Annotated in this window: 22 protein-coding genes; 16 read left to right on the top strand and 6 right to left on the bottom strand. The window is 67.9% G+C overall.

Annotated features, from left to right (window positions below; genetic code table 11):
- Positions 1-18: 18 nt before the first annotated feature.
- The 16 genes from rplF (at position 19) to truA (ending at position 10411) form a co-directional block, all read left to right on the top strand.
- Positions 19-558, top strand: a complete 540-nt coding sequence (rplF, locus tag AB0472_RS37770) for a 50S ribosomal protein L6 (RefSeq protein WP_046732374.1) — start codon at positions 19-21, stop codon at positions 556-558.
- A gap of 3 nt (positions 559-561) precedes the next feature.
- A complete protein-coding gene (gene rplR, locus AB0472_RS37765; protein WP_089099426.1) occupies positions 562-945 on the top strand; it encodes a 50S ribosomal protein L18 in 384 nt (127 codons plus the stop codon).
- A gap of 36 nt (positions 946-981) precedes the next feature.
- Positions 982-1587 (top strand): 30S ribosomal protein S5, encoded by a 606-nt coding sequence (rpsE, locus tag AB0472_RS37760; protein WP_004984517.1) that lies wholly within the window; start codon positions 982-984, stop codon positions 1585-1587.
- Between the two features lie 2 nt (positions 1588-1589).
- Positions 1590-1772: a 50S ribosomal protein L30 gene (gene rpmD / locus AB0472_RS37755; RefSeq protein WP_003974250.1), complete on the top strand. Its 183-nt coding sequence runs from the start codon at positions 1590-1592 to the stop codon at positions 1770-1772.
- 2 nt (positions 1773-1774) lie between these two features.
- Entirely contained in the window at positions 1775-2230 is a 456-nt protein-coding gene (gene rplO / locus AB0472_RS37750) for a 50S ribosomal protein L15 (protein WP_006140897.1), read from the top strand.
- Positions 2231-2418: 188 nt separating this feature from the next.
- The gene (gene secY / locus AB0472_RS37745; protein WP_351957586.1) at positions 2419-3735 is read left to right on the top strand and encodes a preprotein translocase subunit SecY; all 1317 of its coding nucleotides are present in this window, start codon (positions 2419-2421) and stop codon (positions 3733-3735) included.
- Entirely contained in the window at positions 3735-4400 is a 666-nt protein-coding gene (locus AB0472_RS37740) for an adenylate kinase (RefSeq protein WP_366363530.1), read from the top strand. Before secY ends, AB0472_RS37740 begins: the two co-directional genes overlap by 1 nt.
- A 115-nt stretch (positions 4401-4515) precedes the next feature.
- Positions 4516-5352 (top strand): type I methionyl aminopeptidase, encoded by an 837-nt coding sequence (map, locus tag AB0472_RS37735; RefSeq protein WP_366363528.1) that lies wholly within the window; start codon positions 4516-4518, stop codon positions 5350-5352.
- Positions 5353-5495: 143 nt separating this feature from the next.
- On the top strand, positions 5496-5882 hold the full coding sequence (locus tag AB0472_RS37730) for a hypothetical protein (RefSeq protein WP_366363526.1): 387 nt from the start codon (positions 5496-5498) through the stop codon (positions 5880-5882).
- A 243-nt stretch (positions 5883-6125) separates the two neighbouring features.
- Positions 6126-6347, top strand: coding sequence for a translation initiation factor IF-1 (gene infA / locus AB0472_RS37725; RefSeq protein WP_003948620.1), 222 nt, complete (start codon positions 6126-6128; stop codon positions 6345-6347).
- 61 nt (positions 6348-6408) lie between these two features.
- Positions 6409-6522: a 50S ribosomal protein L36 gene (gene rpmJ, locus AB0472_RS37720; RefSeq protein WP_003998809.1), complete on the top strand. Its 114-nt coding sequence runs from the start codon at positions 6409-6411 to the stop codon at positions 6520-6522.
- Positions 6523-6712: 190 nt separating this feature from the next.
- A complete protein-coding gene (gene rpsM, locus AB0472_RS37715) occupies positions 6713-7093 on the top strand; it encodes a 30S ribosomal protein S13 (RefSeq protein WP_031167100.1) in 381 nt (126 codons plus the stop codon).
- Between the two features lie 70 nt (positions 7094-7163).
- Positions 7164-7568 (top strand): 30S ribosomal protein S11, encoded by a 405-nt coding sequence (gene rpsK / locus AB0472_RS37710; RefSeq protein WP_003956432.1) that lies wholly within the window; start codon positions 7164-7166, stop codon positions 7566-7568.
- A gap of 142 nt (positions 7569-7710) precedes the next feature.
- Positions 7711-8733, top strand: coding sequence for a DNA-directed RNA polymerase subunit alpha (locus AB0472_RS37705; RefSeq protein ID WP_003966937.1), 1023 nt, complete (start codon positions 7711-7713; stop codon positions 8731-8733).
- Positions 8734-8941: 208 nt separating this feature from the next.
- Entirely contained in the window at positions 8942-9439 is a 498-nt protein-coding gene (gene rplQ, locus AB0472_RS37700; RefSeq protein ID WP_366363524.1) for a 50S ribosomal protein L17, read from the top strand.
- A gap of 126 nt (positions 9440-9565) precedes the next feature.
- A complete protein-coding gene (gene truA / locus AB0472_RS37695; protein WP_366363523.1) occupies positions 9566-10411 on the top strand; it encodes a tRNA pseudouridine(38-40) synthase TruA in 846 nt (281 codons plus the stop codon).
- A gap of 4 nt (positions 10412-10415) precedes the next feature.
- Here truA and AB0472_RS37690 read toward each other — a convergent pair whose 3' ends face one another.
- The 6 genes from AB0472_RS37690 to AB0472_RS37665 form a co-directional block, all read right to left on the bottom strand.
- On the bottom strand, positions 10416-12452 hold the full coding sequence (locus AB0472_RS37690) for an acyltransferase family protein (RefSeq protein WP_366363522.1): 2037 nt from the start codon (positions 12450-12452) through the stop codon (positions 10416-10418).
- 35 nt (positions 12453-12487) lie between these two features.
- The gene (locus AB0472_RS37685; RefSeq protein ID WP_366363521.1) at positions 12488-13588 is read right to left on the bottom strand and encodes an NDP-sugar synthase; all 1101 of its coding nucleotides are present in this window, start codon (positions 13586-13588) and stop codon (positions 12488-12490) included.
- A 16-nt stretch (positions 13589-13604) separates the two neighbouring features.
- Positions 13605-14843 carry a hypothetical protein gene (locus AB0472_RS37680; protein WP_366363520.1) on the bottom strand — a complete coding sequence of 413 codons (1239 nt, stop codon included), beginning with the start codon at positions 14841-14843 and terminating at the stop codon, positions 13605-13607.
- Positions 14844-14866: 23 nt separating this feature from the next.
- A complete protein-coding gene (locus tag AB0472_RS37675; RefSeq protein WP_366363518.1) occupies positions 14867-16318 on the bottom strand; it encodes a glycosyltransferase family 2 protein in 1452 nt (483 codons plus the stop codon).
- Positions 16319-16579: 261 nt separating this feature from the next.
- Complete coding sequence (locus tag AB0472_RS37670; RefSeq protein ID WP_366363516.1) at positions 16580-17959, bottom strand: glycosyl hydrolase; 1380 nt, start codon at positions 17957-17959, stop codon at positions 16580-16582.
- A 366-nt stretch (positions 17960-18325) separates the two neighbouring features.
- A partial coding sequence (locus AB0472_RS37665; protein ID WP_366363515.1) for a hypothetical protein occupies positions 18326-19088 on the bottom strand: 763 nt, incomplete at its 5' end.

Raw genomic sequence — 19088 nt, 5'->3', positions numbered from 1 at the left:
GGAACGGAGGAAACAGCTATGTCGCGCATCGGCAAGCTCCCCATCGCGGTTCCCGCCGGCGTGGACGTCACCATCGACGGCCGCACGGTGAAGGTCAAGGGCCCCAAGGGCGAGCTGACCCACACCGTCGTGGCTCCGATCGACATCGCCAAGGGCGAGGACGGCACTCTCGCGGTGACCCGCCCCAACGACGAGCGTCAGAGCAAGGCCCTGCACGGCCTGTCCCGCACGCTGGTGGCGAACATGATCACCGGCGTGACCCAGGGTTACGTGAAGAAGCTCGAAATCAGCGGTGTCGGTTACCGCGTGACCGCCAAGGGCTCGAACCTCGAGTTCGCGCTCGGTTACAGCCACCCGATCCTGGTCGAGGCCCCCGAGGGCATCACCTTCAAGGTCGAGGCTCCGACCCGTTTCTCGGTCGAGGGCATCGACAAGCAGAAGGTCGGCGAGGTCGCGGCCAACATCCGCAAGCTGCGCAAGCCCGACCCGTACAAGGCCAAGGGCGTCAAGTACGAGGGCGAAGTCATCCGCCGCAAGGTCGGAAAGGCGGGTAAGTAAGCCATGGCATACGGACAGAAGATCCTCAAGGGCGACGCCTACAAGCGCGCCGCGATCAAGCGCCGTCACATCCGGATCCGTAAGAACATTTCCGGTACGGCGGAGCGTCCCCGTCTGGTCGTTACCCGCTCCAACCGCCACATCGTGGCCCAGGTGATCGACGACATCAAGGGTCACACCCTGGCGTCGGCGTCCACGCTGGACACCTCGGTCCGTGGTGGCGAGGGTGACAAGTCCGCGCAGGCCAAGCAGGTCGGCGCCCTGGTCGCCGAGCGTGCCAAGGCCGCCGGCGTCGAGGCCGTGGTGTTCGACCGTGGTGGCAACCAGTACGCCGGGCGCATCGCCGCCCTGGCGGACGCCGCCCGCGAGGCCGGGCTCAAGTTCTGAGCCGCTTGTAGCTAGCGGAAAGAGAGAGGTAATCCAATGGCTGGACCCCAGCGCCGCGGTGGCGGTGCCGGTGGCGGCGAGCGGCGGGACCGGAAGGGCCGTGACGGCGGCGCTGCTGCCGCCGAGAAGACCGCGTACGTTGAGCGCGTCGTCGCGATCAACCGCGTCGCCAAGGTTGTGAAGGGTGGTCGTCGCTTCAGCTTCACCGCGCTGGTCGTGGTGGGCGACGGTGACGGCACCGTGGGTGTCGGTTACGGCAAGGCCAAGGAGGTGCCGGCCGCCATCGCCAAGGGCGTTGAGGAGGCCAAGAAGCACTTCTTCAAGGTCCCCCGTATCCAGGGCACCATCCCGCACCCGATCCAGGGTGAGAAGGCTGCCGGCGTCGTGCTGCTCAAGCCCGCGTCCCCCGGTACCGGTGTTATCGCCGGTGGCCCGGTGCGTGCCGTGCTCGAGTGCGCCGGTATCCACGACGTGCTGTCGAAGTCGCTCGGCTCCGACAACGCGATCAACATCGTGCACGCGACCGTGGAGGCCCTGAAGGGCCTGCAGCGTCCCGAGGAGATCGCGGCCCGCCGTGGTCTGCCGCTCGAGGACGTCGCCCCCGCGGCTCTGCTCCGTGCGCGTGCCGGGGCGGGTGTGTGATCATGGCGCAGCTCAAGATCACGCAGGTCAAGTCCTACATCGGCAGCAAGCAGAACCACCGTGACACCCTGCGTTCCCTTGGTCTCAAGGGCATCAACACGCAGGTCGTCAAGGAGGACCGCCCCGAGTTCCGCGGCATGGTGCACACCGTCCGCCACCTCGTGACGGTCGAGGAGGTCGACTGATCATGGCGGAGAACAACCCGCTCAAGATCCACAACCTCCGTCCGGCCCCCGGCGCCAAGACCGCCAAGACCCGTGTCGGTCGTGGTGAGGCGTCGAAGGGTAAGACGGCCGGTCGTGGTACCAAGGGTACGAAGGCCCGTTACCAGGTTCCGGAGCGCTTCGAGGGTGGCCAGATGCCCCTCCACATGCGTCTTCCGAAGCTGAAGGGCTTCAAGAACCCGTTCAAGACCGAGTACCAGGTCGTGAACCTCGACAAGCTGGCCGCGCTGTACCCGGAGGGTGGCGAGGTCACCGTCGAGGGTCTCGTCGCCAAGGGTGCCGTTCGCAAGAACAGCCTCGTCAAGGTCCTCGGCCAGGGTGAGGTCTCCGTGGCGCTGCAGGTGACGGTCGACGCCGTCTCCGGCTCCGCCAAGGAGAAGATCACCGCCGCCGGCGGCACCGTCACCGAGCTCGTCTGATCGTTTCGGACGTCTCGATGACGTAAGCGAATCCCGACCGGGGATACCTCACAATGGGGTATCCCCGGTTGGTCGTTCCTAGGGGGGCAGTGCGGCCGGTAAGGTGGCCAGCACTGTTGTTTTTCCCATTCGTCGAACCTCAAGACCGTCACCCTTGACGCACTTGCGCGGGGGTCGCAGGAGGCACCGTGCTCACCGCGTTCGCCCGGGCGTTCAGGACGCCCGACCTGCGCAAGAAGCTGCTCTTCACGCTGGGCATCATCGTGGTCTACCGGGTCGGTACGCACATCCCGATCCCGGGTGTGAACTACACGTCGGTGCAGCAGTGCGTGAAGGAGGCCTCTGGCAACCAGGGTCTCTTCGGCATGATCAACATGTTCAGCGGTGGCGCGCTGCTGCAGATCACGATCTTCGCGCTGGGCATCATGCCGTACATCACGGCCAGCATCATCCTTCAGCTGCTGACCGTGGTCATCCCGCGCCTGGAAGCCCTGAAGAAGGAGGGTCAGGCCGGTACGACGAAGATCACGCAGTACACCCGGTACCTGACGGTGGCCCTGGCCATCCTCCAGGGCACCGGTCTGGTGGCCACCGCCCGCAGCGGCGCGCTCTTCAACGGCTGCTCGGTCGCGTCCAGCATCGTCCCGGACCAGTCGATCTTCACGACGATCACGATGGTCGTCTGCATGACCGCCGGTACGGCCGTCGTGATGTGGCTCGGCGAGCTGATCACCGACCGTGGCATCGGCAACGGCATGTCGATCCTGATGTTCATCTCGATCGCCGCGACCTTCCCGTCGGCGCTGTGGGCCATCAAGAAGCAGGGCACCCTGGCCGACGGCTGGATCGAGTTCGGCTCCGTCATCGCGATCGGCCTGGTCATGGTCGGGCTCGTGGTCTTCGTCGAGCAGGCCCAGCGCCGCATCCCGGTGCAGTACGCGAAGCGCATGATCGGCCGTCGTTCCTACGGTGGTACGTCCACGTACATCCCGCTCAAGGTGAACCAGGCGGGTGTGATCCCGGTCATCTTCGCCTCGTCGCTGCTGTACATCCCGGCTCTCGTGGCGCAGTTCGCGGGCGGCAACTCGGGCTGGAAGAGCTGGATCGAGCAGAACCTGACCAAGCAGGGCGACAGTCCGACGTACATCACCCTGTACTTCCTGCTCATTGTTTTCTTCGCGTTCTTCTACGTGGCGATCTCCTTCAACCCCGAGGAAGTCGCCGACAACATGAAGAAGTATGGTGGCTTCATCCCGGGCATCCGGGCTGGCCGACCGACCGCTGAGTACCTGTCGTACGTGCTCAACCGGATCACCTGGCCGGGTTCGCTGTATTTGGGGCTGATCGCTCTCGTACCGACAGTGGCGTTGGTCGGCTTCGGGGCGAGCCAGAACTTCCCGTTCGGCGGGACCAGCATCCTCATCATCGTGGGTGTCGGTCTCGAGACGGTGAAGCAGATCGAGAGCCAGCTCCAGCAGCGCAATTACGAAGGGTTCCTCCGCTGATGCGTATCGTCCTCGTCGGGCCGCCGGGCGCCGGTAAGGGAACGCAAGCCGTTCGCCTTGCCAAGGAGCTGCAGATCCCGCACATCTCCACGGGCGACCTGTTCCGCGCCAACATCAGCCAGAAGACGGAGCTCGGGAAGCTCGCGAAGTCCTACATGGACGCCGGCAACCTCGTTCCCGACGAGGTCACCATCGCCATGGCCAAGGACCGCATGGAGCAGGAGGACGCCGCCAACGGCTTCCTGCTGGACGGTTTCCCGCGCAACGTCTCGCAGGCCGAGGCGCTGGACGAGCTGCTGAAGGCCGAGAAGATCAAGCTGGACGCCGTGCTTGACCTCGAGGTCCCCGAGGAAGAGGTCGTCAAGCGGATCGCCGGGCGCCGCCTGTGCCGCAGCAAGGCGGACCACGTGTTCCACGTGACGTACAGCCCGCCGAAGACCGACGGCGTCTGCGACATCTGCGGTGGCGAGCTCTACCAGCGCGACGACGACTCCGAGGACACCGTCCGCACGCGGCTGGAGGTCTACCACACGCAGACCGAGCCGATCATCGACTACTACAAGTCGCAGGGCCTGGTCGCGACGATCTCCGCCCTCGGCCCGGTGGACGAGGTGACCAAGCGGGCGCTGGAAGCGCTCAAGCGTGACGGGGACGACGAGAAGTAGTCCCCGGCGGTTCCGGCCGCGGTGCCCCCTCGGGTGCCGCGGCCGTACTGTTGTGTTCGAGTTCGGTTGACGCCGACGTTGACGTTGTCGTGAGTATGGAGAGCGCAGGCCACCCATGGTGCAGATCAAGACCCCCGAGCAGATCGCCAGGATGCGGGCGGCGGGCCTGGTCGTGGCGGCGATCCACGCGGCCACCCGGGAGGCGGCGGTCCCCGGCGCCAGCACCAAGGACCTGGACGGGGTGGCCCGCAAGGTCCTCGCCGAGCACGGCGCCAAGCCGAACTTCCTCGGCTACGGCGGTTTCCCCGCGACCATCTGCACGTCCGTCAACGAGGTGGTCGTCCACGGCATCCCCTCGGAGGACGTCGTCCTCAAGGACGGCGACATCATCTCCATCGACTGCGGCGCCATCGTCGACGGCTGGCACGGCGACGCCGCCTACACCGCCTTCGTGGGCTCCGGGCACGCTCCGGAGCTGATCGAGCTCTCCCGGGTGACCGAGGAGTCGATGTGGGCCGGCATCGCGGCGATGAAGCAGGGCAGCCGGCTCGTGGACGTGTCCCGGGCGATCGAGACGTACATCCGCCGCCAGCCGAAGCCGGGCGGCGGCCGCTACGGCATCATCGAGGACTACGGCGGCCACGGCATCGGCACCGAGATGCACATGGACCCCCACCTGCTGAACTACGTCGACCGGCGGCGGGGCAAGGGCCCGAAGCTGGTGCCCGGCTTCTGCCTGGCCATCGAGCCGATGGTGTCGCTGGGGACGCCCCGGACCGAGGTCCTCGAGGACGACTGGACGGTCATCACGACGGACGGCACCTGGTCCTCGCACTGGGAGCACTCGGTCGCCCTCACCGAAGAGGGCCCGCTGGTGCTGACGGCTCCCGACGGGGGCCGGGCGAAGCTGGCGGAGTACGGGATCACGGCGGCGCCCGACCCGCTGGCCTGAAGATCGCAAAGAGATCATAAAGCCCCCCTGCGAATCGATCCTCCGTTCGAGTCTTGAGGATAAGATCATTGGCGACCGGCAGGGGGGCGGTCGCGCAGTGGTGTGCCCGCTTCCCTGTCATGCACATGATGAAAGGGAAAACGGTGGGTTCCACTCTGAAGCGAACGGTCGGCATCCTCGCGGGGGCGGCCGCTCTGGCCATCACGACCGGCACCGCGCCCGCGTTCGCGTCCGCGGCCGGCTGTCACGGCGGCGCCTGTGTCCGGGTCGACGGCTCCGGCCTCAAGGTCAACTGGATCCAGGCCTACTCGGGCGACGAGACCTTCCACGGCAAGTTCAAGATCTACGCCGAGAAGATGGGGTACGTGAAGTACTCGCCGCTGACGACGTACTACGACAACGGCGACCACCTCACCTACTACCGGGTCGCGATCAACGCGAACTGGAAGGACGGCACCGACATCTGCGTCCAGGCCCTCCTGGACGGCACCCACGACGACGGCACCGCCTGCGAGACCGTCGAGAAGTGAGCAGCCGGAAGCAGACAGTGGTATAGGCAGTAGGGAGCGGCCGGGGGAACGGCCGCTCCGCCCCGCCCCGCCCGCCGCGCATAACCTGCCGGCGGGCGGGGCATTGTCATGGGCAGGTGCGCAGGACGAGTGAGTTCGTCTTTTTCCGGGCGCTGACGTAGACTGACTCGTCGGCTCTCGTGCACCCGCATGTCCGCATGCCCCTCGTGAGTCGATCAAGGTAGTCGATTCGAAGGGCGAAGCGTGGCCAAGAAGCAAGGTGCCATCGAGATCGAGGGCACTGTCGTCGAGTCTCTTCCGAACGCCATGTTCAAGGTCGAGCTCCAGAACGGCCACCAGGTCCTGGCACACATCAGCGGCAAGATGCGAATGCACTACATCCGCATCCTCCCTGACGACCGGGTCGTGGTGGAGCTGTCTCCGTACGACCTGACGCGTGGCCGGATCGTCTACCGATACAAGTAGATCTTGCCCACGTCCCGTGTGAGCGGGGCCGCCGGCAACTGACCCGGAGAACCTCAATCCCATGAAGGTCAAGCCGAGCGTCAAGAAGATCTGCGACAAGTGCAGGGTGATCCGCCGTCATGGTCGGGTCATGGTCATCTGCGAGAACCCGCGCCACAAGCAGCGCCAGGGCTGACGCACGACCGATCCCTCTGCATCCATCGCAGAGATTCGCGCGACGCAAGCTGAATATGTTCATACGCAGAACCCAGGTGCCACGGTGCCTGACACCCCCGGTTCGGAGGCCGGGGACCCAGTACGTACCTGATACGGCGGCTGGGAACCGGTTCTGCGGAAGACCTCCGAAGATCACCAGGAGCCATTGAATGGCACGCGTTTCCGGTGTTGACATCCCGCGCGAAAAGCGCGTGGAGGTCGCGCTCACCTACGTGTTCGGCATCGGCCGGACACTCTCGCAGCAGACGCTGGCCGAGACCGGCATCGACCCGAACACCCGCGTTCGCGACCTGACCGAAGAGCAGCTGGTCGCCATCCGCGAGTACGTCGACAACAACATCAAGACCGAGGGTGACCTCCGTCGCGAGATCCAGGCCGACATCCGCCGCAAGGTCGAGATCGGCTGCTACCAGGGTCTGCGTCACCGTCGCGGTCTGCCCGTCCGCGGTCAGCGCACCAGCACCAACGCCCGCACCCGCAAGGGCCCGCGTCGCGCCATCGCCGGCAAGAAGAAGCCGGGCAAGAAGTAGTCCGCAGCGGACAACGCTTCATCAGCGGTCTTCGCTGTAGGACCGACCACCTCCCCGTAGGAGTTACTAGATGCCCCCCAAGGGTCGTCAGGGCGCTGCCAAGAAGGTGCGCCGCAAGGAAAAGAAGAACGTCGCTCACGGCCACGCGCACATCAAGAGCACGTTCAACAACACGATCGTCTCCATCACGGACCCGTCCGGCAACGTGATCTCCTGGGCCTCCGCCGGCCACGTCGGCTTCAAGGGCTCGCGGAAGTCCACGCCGTTCGCCGCGCAGATGGCCGCCGAGTCGGCTGCCCGCCGCGCCCAGGAGCACGGCATGCGCAAGGTCGACGTGTTCGTGAAGGGCCCGGGTTCCGGTCGTGAGACCGCGATCCGCTCCCTGCAGGCCACGGGCCTCGAGGTCGGCTCCATCCAGGACGTCACCCCGACCCCGCACAACGGCTGCCGTCCGCCGAAGCGCCGTCGCGTCTGACGTCGCTTCGCAGGGCTGCTCGGGCGGTACGGCTCCGTAAGGGTCGTGCCGCCCGTACCCTTGCAGTACCCGCACTCTTACGGGTGCGGTTCCGTCGGGCGTCAAATAGCGGGCGTCCACGAAAGAAGGATCTGATCCACACATGCTGATCGCTCAGCGTCCCTCGTTGACCGAAGAGGTCGTCGACGAGTTCCGCTCCCGGTTCGTGATCGAGCCGCTGGAGCCGGGCTTCGGCTACACCCTCGGCAACTCCCTCCGCCGTACCCTCCTCTCCTCGATCCCCGGCGCGGCCGTCACGTCGATCCGGATCGACGGCGTGCTGCACGAGTTCACCACCGTGCCGGGCGTCAAGGAGGACGTCACCGACCTGATCCTCAACATCAAGCAGCTGGTCGTCTCCTCGGAGCACGACGAGCCGGTCGTGATGTACCTGCGCAAGCAGGGCCCGGGTCTGGTCACCGCCGCCGACATCGCGCCCCCGGCCGGTGTCGAGGTGCACAACCCCGACCTCGTCCTCGCCACGCTCAACGGCAAGGGCAAGCTGGAGATGGAGCTGACGGTCGAGCGCGGCCGCGGTTACGTCTCCGCCGTGCAGAACAAGCAGGTGGGCCAGGAGATCGGCCGTATCCCGGTCGACTCCATCTACTCGCCGGTGCTCAAGGTCACGTACAAGGTCGAGGCGACCCGTGTCGAGCAGCGCACCGACTTCGACAAGCTGATCGTCGACGTCGAGACGAAGCAGGCCATGCGGCCGCGTGACGCCATGGCGTCGGCCGGCAAGACCCTGGTCGAGCTGTTCGGTCTCGCCCGCGAGCTGAACATCGACGCCGAGGGCATCGACATGGGCCCGTCCCCGACGGACGCCGCCCTGGCCGCCGACCTGGCGCTGCCGATCGAGGAGCTGGAGCTCACGGTCCGCTCCTACAACTGCCTCAAGCGTGAGGGCATCCACTCCGTGGGTGAGCTCGTCGCCCGCTCCGAGGCCGACCTCCTGGACATCCGCAACTTCGGTGCGAAGTCCATCGACGAGGTCAAGGCGAAGCTGGCCGGCATGGGCCTGGCCCTCAAGGACAGCCCGCCCGGATTCGACCCCACCGCTGCGGCGGACGCGTTCGGCGCGGACGACGACGCGGACGCGGGCTTCGTGGAGACCGAGCAGTACTGAGAGCTCGGGCCTTCCGGTCCGTACTCGGGTGCGGGTGCGCTGTGGCTTGTCGCGCAGTTCCTCCCCCCGGCCTTCGGCCGGGGGGACTCCCAGCGCCCTTTCCGGGGCGCCCCTTCGGGGACGCCCCGGATCTCCGACGGGCGACCGCCCGCTCGGATACTGACCTCGGTACCTGACACGGCCGGGGCAGACACACAGGAGAAGAACCATGCCGAAGCCCACCAAGGGTGCCCGTCTGGGCGGCGGCGCCGCGCACGAGAAGCTGCTCCTCGCGAACCTCGCGAAGTCGCTCTTCGAGCACGGCCGTATCACCACCACCGAGGCGAAGGCCCGCCGCCTGCGCCCGTACGCCGAGCGTCTGGTCACCAAGGCGAAGAAGGGCGACCTTCACAACCGCCGTCAGGTGCTCCAGGTCATCACGGACAAGAGCATCGTGCACACGCTCTTCACCGAGATCGGCCCGCGGTACGAGAACCGCCCGGGTGGCTACACCCGGATCACCAAGATCGGTAACCGTCGTGGCGACAACGCGCCCATGGCTGTCATCGAGCTGGTGGAGGCGCTGACCGTCGCCCAGCAGGCGACCGGTGAGGCCGAGGCCGCGACGAAGCGTGCGGTCAAGGAGGCCGAGGAGGCCAAGGTCGAGGAGACCAAGGTCGACGAGGCTCCGGCCGACGAGGCTGCCGAGGAGTCCAAGGAGGCGTAAGCCGTCCTTGGGCTGCCGGTCCGTCGCGGCTGGTCGCGCAGTTCCCCGCGCCCCTAGGGGGCGCGCTGGTGGGTCCGTTCCTTTCGAGGGGCGGGCCCACTTTTTCGTGCCTGAGAGGAATCTTCCGTGAGTGACGACGTTCAGCCCGGCCACGTCCGTATCCGTCTCGACCTGTCCTACGACGGCACCCACTTCCACGGCTGGGCCAAGCAGGCCGGCGGGAAGCGGACCGTGCAGGGGGAGATCGAGGACGCGCTGCGGGTCGTCACGCGGTCGCAGGAGACGGTGTACGACCTGACCGTGGCCGGACGGACGGACGCCGGGGTGCACGCACGGGGGCAGGTGGCGCATGTCGACCTGCCGGCCGGGGTGTGGGAGGAGCAGCGGGAGAAGCTGCTGAAGCGGCTGGCGGGGCGGTTGCCGAAGGACGTGCGGGTGTGGTCGGTCGGCGAGGCGCCGGCGGGGTTCAACGCGCGGTTCGCGGCGCTGTGGCGGCGGTACGTCTACCGGGTCGGGGACCGGCCGGGCGGCGTTGACCCGCTGCTGCGCAACCACGTCCTGTGGCACGACTGGGAGCTGGACGTCGAGGTGATGGACGCCGCCGCGAAGTCGCTGGTGGGGGAGCACGACTTCGCCGCCTACGCGAAGAAGCGTGAAGGAGCGACGACGATCCGGGAGATCCTCGGCTTCGGGGTGACCCGGCGCGCCGACGGGGTCGTCGAGATCGAGGTCCGGGCCGACGCCTTCTGCCACAACCAGGTGCGGTCGATGGTCGGCGCGCTGCTTTTCGTGGGGGACGGGCACCGGGGCGTGGAGTGGCCGCGGAAGGTGCTGGACGCGGGGGTGCGGGACAGCGCCGTGCATGTCGTACGGCCGCACGGGCTGACCCTGGAGGAGGTCGCGTACCCGGCGGCCGACCAACTGCTGGAGAGGCAGCGGCAGGCTCGCCGGGTACGGGTACGGGCGGTGTGAGGGGTCAGCCGGCCAAGATCTTCTTGAAGGTCGGCTGCAGGAACGGCACGAGTGACTTCGCGTAGCTGCCCGTCATGTGGCTGTAGTCGAAGTAGACCACCGTGCCACCGATGACCGCGGGGCAGTAGCCGTTCGAGCAGAAGGCCGGGACGGTGTCGATCACCTTGGCCCCGTTCTCCTCGGCCACGTCGCGTTCCAGGGCACGGTTCGCCGGGTGGTCGACGATCTTGTCGGACTTCGCGGTGCAGGACGCCAGGTCGTTCGCCTTCTCGGCCAGGCAGTCCGGGACGCTGAAGCCCGGGTAGGGCGTGTCCGTCAGGTAGACCAGCTTGGCGCCGGTGGCCTTGAGCGCCTTGAAGGTCTCCTCGGCGCCCGAGCGGGTGACGGTCGGCTGGACACGGTTCGTGACGACGATGACATCAGGCTTGAGCTTGCCGATGTAGGCCAGGGCCGACTTCCGCCAGCTGGTGCACTCGGTGTAGTCCCGCCCGAGGTCCGCGCGGGTGATCTTGTAGTCCTCGGGGCTGCAGCCGCCCTTCGCCACGGTCACGATCTTCGCGTGCAGGTTCTCGCCGAGTTCCTGGAAGGCGTTGTCCCACTGCCAGGAGTGGGAGTCGCCGAAGACGACGACCGTCTTCTTGCCCTCCGGGTCACCGATGACGCAGTCGTCGCGCATGACGAACTCGGTGGGCTCGAGGTTGTCGATGCAGCCGTGTGTGGTCTGGTCCTTCGGTGCCTTCAGCAGGTCGTCCTGGGTGATCTCGGGCTTGGCCCGCTTGGCCACCGCCTCCTGTACGGAGGCGGTGCCCTGGTAGCCCAGGGCCGCAGCGCTGCTCCCGGTGGAGCCGACGGCCAGGTTGAGTGGGATCACGTGCAGGGCGACGACCATGGCGGCGACGGTGGAGGCGGTCAGCGCACCCCCGGTGACCACGCCTCGCCAGGGTATGGCGACCAGCTTCACGTTCTCCCTGAACCGCTTCTCGATCATGTAGTGCATCAGGATCGCCAGCAGGAAGGAGAAGACCGCGACCCGGAAGCGGTCGGAGTAGCCGAACTCGCGGTCGATCATGCTGGGGAAGAGGATCAGGAGCGGCCAGTGCAGGAGATACCAGCCATAGCTGACGTTCCCGATGAAGTTGAAGATCGGATTGTCAAGGACCTTCTCGGCGCCGAAGCGCGGGTTTGCACAGCCACCGGCGATGACCATGCCGGCGCCCAGCAGCGGGCCGGCCACCGCGTAGCCCGGCAGCGGGGTGTGCTTGGTGATGAGGAGGCCGGTGACGAGAAGGGTGCCCAGGCCCAGCCAGGTGATGACGCCTGCCAGCCCGGTGTTCATGCGGGACAGCAACTGGGCGCTGAGGGCGAGCAGGACGCCGAAGGCCAGCTCCCAGATGCGGGTGGTGGTGCTGAAGTAGGCCATGGGCTGGTTCGACGTGGTCATCGTGTAGCCCAGGTAGAACGAGCCGCCGACCACGGCCGTCAGGAACACCGCCACCAGGGCGCGGTTGCGGAAGATCAGCTTGCTGAGCCAGACCATGACGACCAGCATGATCGGGGCGACCAGGTAGAACTGCTCCTCGATGCCCAGCGACCAGAAGTGCTGGTAGGGGGACTGGCTGCCGTCGTTGGCGAAGTAGTCGGTGCCGTTCTCGGCGAGACGCCAGTTGATCAGGCTCACCGACGCGCTGAGTCCGTCCGCCATGTAGTCCCGGAAGCGGAACGGGCTGACGTAGATCCAGGACACGATGGCTGTGGCCGTGATGGTGATGGCCGTGCCCGGCGCGAGACGCCGGAACCGGCGGGCCCAGAACTTGGCCAGGGACACCTTGCCGGTCTTGTCGATCTCGGCCAGGAGCTGGCTGCCGATGAGGAAGCCGCTCAGCACGAAGGAGACGTCCACGCCGCCGTGGATGTCGAGGATGCCGCAGTGCATGCTGACGACCATCATGATGGCCACGGCACGCAGGCCCTGAATGTCCGGCCGGTACTTGCGCAGACGCTCCGTCTGGGCGTCGGCGGCCGATGAACGATGGCGGGTCACGGTTCTCCAGTAACTGTCCGGGCTGGCCGGCGACTTCAGTGGACCGTCGGGCAGGCGACAGCCGTACCGCTGACGCGCACACCTTGGGCGGGGATGCGGATGCCGCACGACAGCCGTAGCTGGGCGGGGAGTTCGTTCTGCGCGCCGACATGCGAGTGGCAGCCCACCACGGCCTCACGGAGAAACGATTCGTTGCCGATCGAGGAGTCGTGGTCGACCACGGACTCGTGGATCTGTGCGCCCTCGGCCACGGTGACGTGCGCGCCGATGATGGAACGGTCGACGAGTGCGCGCGGGCCGATGACGGCGTGCGGGCCGATCGTCGAGCCGCCCGTGACCCGGGCGGTCGGGTCGACGGTGGCCGTGTGATGGATCAGGGCGTCGCCGGGCGCCGCCACCAGGGGCGAGGCCGCCTCGCCGGTGACCAGGTCCGCGGAGCCGTGGACGAAGGCCAGCGGGGTGCCGAGGTCTCGCCAGTAGTCCTCCGTGGTGTGGCCGAACACGCGCCGGCCCGCGGCGACCAGCTGCGGGAAGGTCGTCTGCTCGACCGAGACCTCCCGGTCGGCCGGGATGGCGTCCAGCACGGACCGGCGGAAGACGTAGCAGCCGGCGTTGATCTGGTCGGTGACGCACTCTTCGGGCGTCTTGGGCTTCTCCAGGAAGGAGAGCACCCGGCCGGACTCGTCGGTGGGGACCAGACCGAAGGCGCGCGGGTCGGGGACCCGGGTGAGGTGCAGGGTCACGTCGGCGTCGTGTGCCTGGTGCCGCTCCAGGACGGCAGGCAGGTCCACGCCGGACAGGATGTCGCCGTTGAGGATCAGCACCGGCGCGTCGGCCGAGGTGCCGCGCAGCAGGCGCCCGGCGTTGCGGATCGCCCCGCCCGTGCCGAGCGGGACTTCCTCGACGGCGTAGGAGATCGCCAGGTCCTGGGAGAAGTCCCTGAACTCCTCCTCGAAGAGGCGGGCGAGGTATGAGGTGGCGAACACCACGTGCTCGACGCCGGCGTCCATCAGCTTGGCGATCTGGTGCCGGATGAAGGAAGTGCCCGCCACGTTGAGCAGTGGCTTCGGGGTGTGGTTGGTCAGCGGGCGCAGGCGCGTTCCCTTGCCGCCGACCAGGATGATGGCTTCTTGCATGACTGCCTCCGCTCGGTCAGTTGGTGGTGGCGGTGCCGGGTCCCGCGTAGTCGGAGGTGAAGCAGGACTTGATGGCCGCCTCGGAGAGGGGACGTCCGGCGAAGTCGAGCCGGGAGGCGACCTTGTCGTCGGGCTTGGTGTTCGGGTCGTCGTCGAACCAGAGCGACCACCAGTAGATGCCCTGCATCTTGCGGTCCTGGACGACCTGGCAGACCGCCTTGTACCAGTTGGCCTGCACCTGCGGGTTGACGGTCCGCCGGGCATAGAAGTCGCCGGGGGCGTGGTAGGCGCCGTTCATGGCGCCGATGCCGGTCTCGGAGACGAGGATCTTGGGCAGCGGGCCGGCGGCCTTGCGGTCCAGCCAAGTGTTCCAGCCCTTGACCAGGTCCGAGACGGGTGCCGTGTCCGGCGCCTTGACCGGGAAGTAGGCGTCGACGCCGAGGTGGTTGACCGGCATGTTGATCCGGCCGGTGACGTAGTTGTCCCAGTTGGCGTTGTAGGAGACCTCGCCGGAGAAGTCCTTCTCGGCGTAGGAGACCAGGGGCTCCCAGCCCACGTCGCCCTCCAGGGAGTTCAGCTCGGTACCGATCACGAAGGTGTTGGTCTTCGCGTCGTCGGCGGCCCGGAGGTACGGGGTGAGGAACTTCTTGTACGAGGCGAACCAGGCGGAGCGGGAGGCCGGGTCGATGTCACCGCGCCAGTGCTTGGTCGGCTTGAGGGTCCCCTCGTCCAGGATCGGTCGGACCTGGGTGCGGAATCCGGCGTCCTTGAACACCTTCAGCACCTTCTGAAGCCGCTCGGGGGAGGGCGTCTTGGCGCCGGCCGAGAGCGTGTCGGAGGTGGAGTTCTGGATGAAGAAGGGGAAGGAGACGGACACCGAGTTGGCGCCCAGGCCGATGAGGTACTCGGCCTGTTTGCGAGCCTGCTTCTCGATGAACGTGTCCGACCGTTTCGTCTTCTCCTCCTCCCAGTAGAGCTGTACGCCCCACTGAGCCATGCCCTGCTTCCAAGGCTTGGCGACCTGGAGGGCGTCGGCGGCGGAGGACGCGGGACCGGAGGGGGAGGAGGCCGTTGCCGTTCCGGACTTGTGGCCGGACGAGGTCGAGGATTCCTTCTCGTCGCCGATCACGATCTTGGGCAGGGCCGACCCCGACTCCCAGCGCACCGGGTGGTTGCCGAGGGTGAAGGGGCTGCCGAGGACGATGGTGAGGACGGTCACCGGGAAAATGGCAAGGAGGGGCAGTCGTGAACGCATGTCAGTGGTTGTCTTCCGGGTGACTAGGCGGGCTTGGCGATCACGACGAACTTGTTCTCCTCGCGCCTGACGAACTTCAGGAAGCCCTTGAAGCCGCCGAGTCCTTCCAGCACGGAGAAGACGGGGATGCAGGCGACCACGACGATCGGCTCCCACCACTTGCGCCGGCCGCTGGCCGACGCGAGCGCGTTCAGCCTCAGGCCCTCCCAGTACGTCCAGATGACGTAGGCGAAGTTGAGGGCCCACAGGAGCACGATGGACTGGGTCACCGGTGAGGTGTTCATGTCGTTGAAGAGCCAGCCCACGAGCAGCACGGCGCCGATGTGCTGGAGCGGGCCGAGGATCCAGGTGGCCACGCAGATCGACAGGAACCAGCGGTAGCGCAGCGGGACCGCGCGGTTGCAGCAGAGGGCGACCAGGCCCCAGGCCCAGCGTTCGCGCTGCTTGACGAAGTCGGCCGCGTTGGCGGGCGAGGCGCCGTAGCAGCGGCCGTTGAACCAGTCGCTGCGTCCCGGGTACTTGCGGCAGAAGGTCAGGGCGAGCCGGGCGTCCTCGACGATCTCCTTGGGCCCGAAGTCCCAGCCGATCTCGGCCTCGATGGACGCGCGTAGCACGAGCAGCTCGCCGTGTACACCGGCTGCGGGTGTGCCGAGGCCGGTCAGGGCCCGGAAGCGGGCGATGTCGTCGGCGGGGCGCACCGCGTCGGCGAGCCAGGTGAAGAGGCTGACCGCGTTCTCGCGGGGGTAGGTCAGGATGCCCTGGGCCATGTGCTTGGCCTCGTCGGGGTGGGCGCGGCGCTGCCGGTTGATGAACTGGGCGAGGGAGGCCGCGGTGTCGGGGCCGACGCCGGTGTCGTCGTCCATGTGCAGCACCCAGACGTACTCGAGGGCCTCGCCCTCCGCGATGCGCAGCTCGTGGGCGTAGTGGTTGGCGCGGGCCTTGAAGCGGGTGCCGTTGGCCGGGACGTAGTCCTTGGGGACGGTGATCACCCGGATCAGCGGGTGGGAGGCGGCGAGCCGGTCGATGTCCGCCGCCGCCTCGCAGCCCTCCTCGGTCAGGATGTCGACCCGCATGTACGGGAACCACTCCGGGAGGTGCTCGACGTAGGAGAGGATCGAGCGTTCCAGGGCCGGGTAGGTGTCGTGGCGGCCGATGGTCGGGCACAGCGCGATCAGGAAGTCCTGCTCGGCCGGGGCGGGCGGGGTCATCCGGTCGTTCTTGCGGACCCGGCGGCGGATCAGCAGGGCGCCCTGGAGCCCGATCAGCACGCCGGCCGCCGGGAGGGACCACACGATGGTCAGGATCCAGCTCATCAGCGAGGAACTGGGCCGGTAGGACCACAGTCCGAGGACGACCAGCAGGACGAACGGCAGCAGGAACGGCAAGATGCCGGGTTTCCACGAGGCGGTGCGTTTGGCCAGCTTCGCGGTGTGTCGCGAATGCGGGGTTCCCCCGTCGACCACTGTCGATGCCATACGGCTACATGCTCTTCCGTGAGATCGGTGGGTGCCGGACGGCATGGCTCGGTGACGGGTGCGGTGACACGAGAAACCTCGTCTCACCGGTCCCGTTCCGGGCCGTGATGTTGCCCCCCGGCGCCTTCTTCGGCGTTCTGCGGCCGGCTCAGATGCCCCCCCGGGCGACCTGCGCCCCGGCCGTACAAGAAAACAAATCCTGCCACGTAAGAATCGGCCATGAAACTTCTGTGAGCAAGATGTAGTGGGAAAGTAATAAACCTATGTCTGGCGCAACGAAGCCCAGTCAAAACCGGAATGCCCGTCTCCGGTGCCCGTGATGACCTGGGAAGATGCGTAAGTCGCCTTCACGTCTTCTGCGGTGTTTTTTCCGCTCGGGGTGGAGACGTTGGCGTAGGTGAGGGCCTGCCCCCATACCGTCCACATGACCCACGGGGTCCGCGTGAGGGTCCGGGACTGGGCCGCGTTCAGGGGGACGTGGAAGGACTCGGCGACGACGCGCGGCCGGTCGAACTCCTCCAGCCCGCGGTACCAGATCTCGGTCCAGGCGCCCTCGCCGAGCGGCTTCGCCGGGGTGTCGCTGTAGGCGTCGACGCCTACGACGTCGACGTAGTCCCCGCCGGGGTAGTACTTGGCGGGCGAGCGGCCGTAGCCCCCGTCCCAGGAGTTCGGCGACCACACGAAGAGCAGGCTGTGCAGCCCGCGCCGGTTCACCAGGTAGTCGTACGTCAGCCGCCACAGCCTTCGGTACGTGGACGGATCCTGCCCTGCCCACCAGAAACCGTGGCCCGGGGCCGCGTTCATCTCGTGGTACGGCCGCAGCAGCACCGGCACTCCCTGGCCGGCGAGGTAGCCGAGGTGGTCCGCGAGGAAGTCGAGGTCGTGCAGGAGGGCCTGGTGCTCGGCGGTGCCCTCGGTGACCACCCGGCCGAACCAGCCGGGGTCCTTCGCGCCGGGGGAGTTGGCATGCAGCGTCTGGGCGAAGCCCTTGACCGGGCTGCCCGGGTAGGGCTGGTGAAAGGAGAAGCCGACCAGACCGGCCGGCCTGCCCCCGTTGTGCGGCAGGGACACGTCCGCGTGTGCCGCGCACTCCCGATGCAGGCCGGAGGCCCGGTAGGAGCCGTCGGCCGCCCGGGGCAGCCCCGCCCACACGCCGACGGCGAGGTCCACCGCGTCCTCTGTGTACCCCCAGTAGGGGCGGCAGGCGGGCCAGGCCTTGTTGTACGAGCGTGCCGTGCCCACCGCCCAGCCCGGCTGCGCGTATCCGGGACCGAGGTCCAGCTCCACGAAGCCGGGCAGCCGGCCGGTGATGTCGTGGACCTTCTTGTAGTAGTAGCCCGGCTGCTTCGTGCCCCGGTAGTCGCCGTACGACGGGTTGTACCGCTCGTTCTGCAACTCCACGTGCTGGCCGATGACCGTCCGGGACGGCTCGCCGCGCCGCGCCCGGTTCTCCAGGCCGGCGAGCAGGGCGTAGACCCGGCGGGCGGCGGGCGTCGCCTCGGGATCGCGGTCGCGCAGGTCGGTCGGGACGAGCCGGGGGGCGCGCGCGGCGTCCTCGGCGTCCCGCCGGGCCCACCACACCGCCGGCGGACCCAGCAGCCCGGCGGCAGCCGCCCCTATGAGCCCGACCCGTCCCCGCATGCGCATGACCTCGCCCGCCCCGTCTCTCTCCCCGACCGGCCCCACCCTTGGCCGAAACCATTCTGCCCCGCCCCGGGCAGCGGCCCGTCCGGGGCGCTGGGGGTACCGCCGGCCGACGGCCGGGGAAGGAACCGCGCGACCAGCCGGGGCGGCGCCACAGCCGACGGACGGCACGTCGCCGCACGCCCAGGCGGGCTCGAACGATGAGCCAGGCGACGGTCGAGGTGTCGCCCGCCACACCCTTGACGGTGAAGGACGAGCCGGCGGTGCGACCCGCGCCGTAGGCCACGCCAAGGGCCCGACGACCGGTGATGTCCCCGATCACCGGTCAGGTACGGGGAGACTCTCACGCGTCCCGTGGCGAGGTCAGCGGTTGGCGGCTGCCGAGGCCTGGGCCTCGCCGCGGCGGTGGATCTGGCGGAAGGTGAACTCCGCCAGGTCGTCGCCGGCCTGGAAGACCTTGGTGTCCTTGGTGGTGACGTCCTTGCCGTTCAGGAAACCGGCGGTGGTGAAGTACGCGTAGCGGCCGTACGAATTGGTCGTCGTACGGCAGACGCCGGAGTCGCAGAAGGTCTTCACGCCGGCGCCGCCCAGGGCGGTCACGAAGCCCTTCTTGTCGGCGTCGGTCTTGGCCTTGCCGGCCTGCGCCTCGGTGTTGAACACCGCCACGCCGACCGTGACCGCGACGCCGTCCTTGACGTAGGTGACCCGCAGCAGACGGGTGCAGCCGTCCTTGTCGAGGACGGTCGGGAGGGAGCCCTTGGCGGCCGTGGCGCACTTCTTCGTGTCGGCCGTGGCGCCCTTCTTGTAGACCGTCTCGCCCATGGTCAGCTGGGTGCCCGGGAAGAGGGTCGCGGCGCTCAGCGGGGCCGTGTCCTTCTGCACGCTCGATATGAACTCCTCCGGGTCCAGCGGCGGCGGCGCGCTGGTCGGAGCGAAGGACGGCACCGCGCCGGCCGTGTCGCTGGGCAGCGAGGCACTGGCCGGCAGGTTCGTGGGCGTGCCGGAGGCCTTGTTGTCACCGTTGGCGGACACCACGGCCATCGCGACGGCGGTGCCGATCGCCAGCGTGGCGACCACGCCACCGCCGATGAACAGCACTCTGCGCCGCTTGTTCCGCGTCTCCGAC

This window comes from Streptomyces sp. NPDC086777, from assembly GCF_040702065.1.
Classification (GTDB): Bacteria; Actinomycetota; Actinomycetes; order Streptomycetales; family Streptomycetaceae; genus Streptomyces.
This window is presented reverse-complemented; position numbering and strand designations above follow the sequence as displayed.

Bases quoted from the DNA above. Each gene is read 5' to 3' on its own strand.
- AB0472_RS37675 (WP_366363518.1), bottom strand. From the start codon at position 16,318: ATGGCATCGACAGTGGTCGACGGGGGAACCCCGCATTCGCGACACACC.
- AB0472_RS37740 (WP_366363530.1), top strand. From the start codon at position 3,735: ATGCGTATCGTCCTCGTCGGGCCGCCGGGCGCCGGTAAGGGAACGCAA.
- map (WP_366363528.1), top strand. From the start codon at position 4,516: ATGGTGCAGATCAAGACCCCCGAGCAGATCGCCAGGATGCGGGCGGCG.
- rpsK (WP_003956432.1), top strand. From the start codon at position 7,164: ATGCCCCCCAAGGGTCGTCAGGGCGCTGCCAAGAAGGTGCGCCGCAAG.
- AB0472_RS37670 (WP_366363516.1), bottom strand. From the start codon at position 17,959: ATGCGGGGACGGGTCGGGCTCATAGGGGCGGCTGCCGCCGGGCTGCTG.
- rpmJ (WP_003998809.1), top strand. From the start codon at position 6,409: ATGAAGGTCAAGCCGAGCGTCAAGAAGATCTGCGACAAGTGCAGGGTG.
- rplO (WP_006140897.1), top strand. From the start codon at position 1,775: ATGGCGGAGAACAACCCGCTCAAGATCCACAACCTCCGTCCGGCCCCC.
- AB0472_RS37685 (WP_366363521.1), bottom strand. From the start codon at position 13,588: ATGCAAGAAGCCATCATCCTGGTCGGCGGCAAGGGAACGCGCCTGCGC.
- AB0472_RS37680 (WP_366363520.1), bottom strand. From the start codon at position 14,843: ATGCGTTCACGACTGCCCCTCCTTGCCATTTTCCCGGTGACCGTCCTC.
- rpsE (WP_004984517.1), top strand. From the start codon at position 982: ATGGCTGGACCCCAGCGCCGCGGTGGCGGTGCCGGTGGCGGCGAGCGG.
- rplF (WP_046732374.1), top strand. From the start codon at position 19: ATGTCGCGCATCGGCAAGCTCCCCATCGCGGTTCCCGCCGGCGTGGAC.
- rplQ (WP_366363524.1), top strand. From the start codon at position 8,942: ATGCCGAAGCCCACCAAGGGTGCCCGTCTGGGCGGCGGCGCCGCGCAC.
- rplR (WP_089099426.1), top strand. From the start codon at position 562: ATGGCATACGGACAGAAGATCCTCAAGGGCGACGCCTACAAGCGCGCC.
- rpmD (WP_003974250.1), top strand. From the start codon at position 1,590: ATGGCGCAGCTCAAGATCACGCAGGTCAAGTCCTACATCGGCAGCAAG.
- AB0472_RS37705 (WP_003966937.1), top strand. From the start codon at position 7,711: ATGCTGATCGCTCAGCGTCCCTCGTTGACCGAAGAGGTCGTCGACGAG.
- rpsM (WP_031167100.1), top strand. From the start codon at position 6,713: ATGGCACGCGTTTCCGGTGTTGACATCCCGCGCGAAAAGCGCGTGGAG.